Annotated in this window: 2 protein-coding genes; both read left to right on the forward strand. The window is 57.1% G+C overall.

Features of this window, described 5'->3' with window-relative positions; translation table 11 throughout:
* The first annotated feature begins 166 nt into the window (after window positions 1–166).
* Window positions 167–1,057 carry a DMT family transporter gene (locus ABHR75_RS09850; protein WP_346964231.1) on the forward strand — a complete coding sequence of 297 codons (891 nt, stop codon included), beginning with the start codon at window positions 167–169 and terminating at the stop codon, window positions 1,055–1,057.
* 225 nt (window positions 1,058–1,282) lie between these two features.
* A partial coding sequence (locus ABHR75_RS09855) for a PTS mannose/fructose/sorbose/N-acetylgalactosamine transporter subunit IIC (protein WP_346964232.1) occupies window positions 1,283–1,902 on the forward strand: 620 nt, incomplete at its 3' end.

Here is a 1,902-nt window from a genome sequence, read left to right on the forward strand (position 1 = left end):
AAGATCAACCCCATGGTGCTGATCGTGGCCACCATGGTCGTGGGCATCATCGGCGCGTTCTTCGGCGTGCTGGCGTAGGTTCCTGCGTTCTATTCTGCCCCCAAGGGAAACGGCGACCCATTGCGGTCGCCGTTTTTTATTACCGAAAGCTAGCCGGAGGTGCTTCGTGATTCGATCTGACAATCCATCCGATAATGGCGTGAGCGGGGCGATGTATCTATTTGGCACGGCGCTCTTGTGGAGTTTTATCGGCATCCTCGTTCGCGCCAATTCGCAGTCAGCTCTTTTGATCGGTGCCGTCACGGCAATATTTATGGCGCTCTTTATCCTGCTCGTCGGCAGGCCCGTCCTCCGCGTCAGCCGCCTTATTGTCCTTGTGGCCGTCTGCAACTTCGTGACGGGCACCACGTTTAACTTTGCCAACCAGCTCACGACGGTCGGCAACGCGATCGTCCTGCAGTACACCTCGATGATTTTCGTTATCGTGTATCAATCGCTCGCAACCCGCACGTTGCCCTCGCCTGCGAAGATTGCCTCCGTGGTGGTTGCTTTTACGGGTATGGGACTTTTCTTTTTAGGCGATTTGAGTGCCGAAGGCATGCTCGGCAACCTGCTTGCCGTCATTTCGGGAGCCACCTTTGGGCTGTGTTTCTTTTTGAACTCTCGCCCCGATGCGTCGCCCATGGTGTCCTCGCTCATCTCCTGCGGTATCTCGATGCTGCCGATCGTCTATTTTGCCGGCGCCCTAGACTCCGTGAGACCATTTGAGTGGGGGCTCATGCTGGTACATGGCCTTTTTTGCAGTGGCCTTGCGAGCGTGCTGTATGCCAAGGGGATCGCGCGAACCAACGCGTTTGCGGCCAACTTGGTTTGCATGAGCGAGGTCGTGCTCGCTCCCTGCTGGTCGGCGCTCTTCTTTGGCGAGGTCTTTCGCTGGAACGAGTTTTTGGGCGCGGCGATTATCGTTTTGGTGATTGTGGCCAACTTGGCATCCGATGCCTTTGGCGATGGCTTTCTGGTGGCGCTTGTCCGCCATCGAAACAAAGAGCGCGCCTGATGAAATACGTCTGCCGTTTACGGTAAAAAACACCCCGCTGAGCGAGTGGTATTAAATAGTAAGAACCTGCATATCTATAATTGGTATCAAATCATTTGTATCTGGCATAGGTGTTAGCAGCACACCAGGTACGCTTCGAGCCGTGTAATCGAACTCCCGGAATTGATATCAACAACGCGCGCGGCGGGAGTGACGACGGTTCGAGATTCCTTATTGGGAGGAATTATGCTTGTCCAAGCAATCCTCGTCGGCTTAGTCGGAGCGTTTGGATGCCTCGACTACCAGCTCGGCACCCTCTACGCGTTCCGCCCCATCGTCCTGTGCCCGCTCGTGGGCCTGGTACTGGGGGACCTGCAGACCGGCCTTGCCGTCGGCGCCAGCCTGGAGTTGCTGTTCATGGGCTCGATCTCCATCGGCGCCTACGTACCGCCTAACGAAACTGTCGGCGGCGTGCTCGCCTGCGCGTTTGCCATTCAGCTCGGTCAGGGTACCGAGACGGCCATCGCGCTCGCCATGCCCATCGCCGTCCTTTCGCTGACGATCGGCAACATTACGGATGCTGGATTCTCGATCATTGTTGACATTGCTGACAAGTGCGCTGCCAAGGGCAACCTCAAGGGTATCTACGCGGCACATTGGAGCATGGGCCTCTTTGGCTGCCTTGAGTACTTCCTGCTGTGCGGCGGCGCCTTCTATCTGGGTTCCGACGCCATCCAGGGCCTGCTCGACTTCATCCCGACCTTTGTGATCGATGGCTTTGGCGTTGCAGCCAACATCCTGCCTGCCATGGGCTTCGCCATGCTCGGCCGCCTGGTGCTCACCAAGCAGCTCGTGCCCTTCTACTT

Origin of the sequence: Collinsella aerofaciens (genome assembly GCF_039752955.1) — a bacterium.
Classification (GTDB): domain Bacteria; phylum Actinomycetota; class Coriobacteriia; order Coriobacteriales; family Coriobacteriaceae; genus Collinsella; species Collinsella aerofaciens_BI.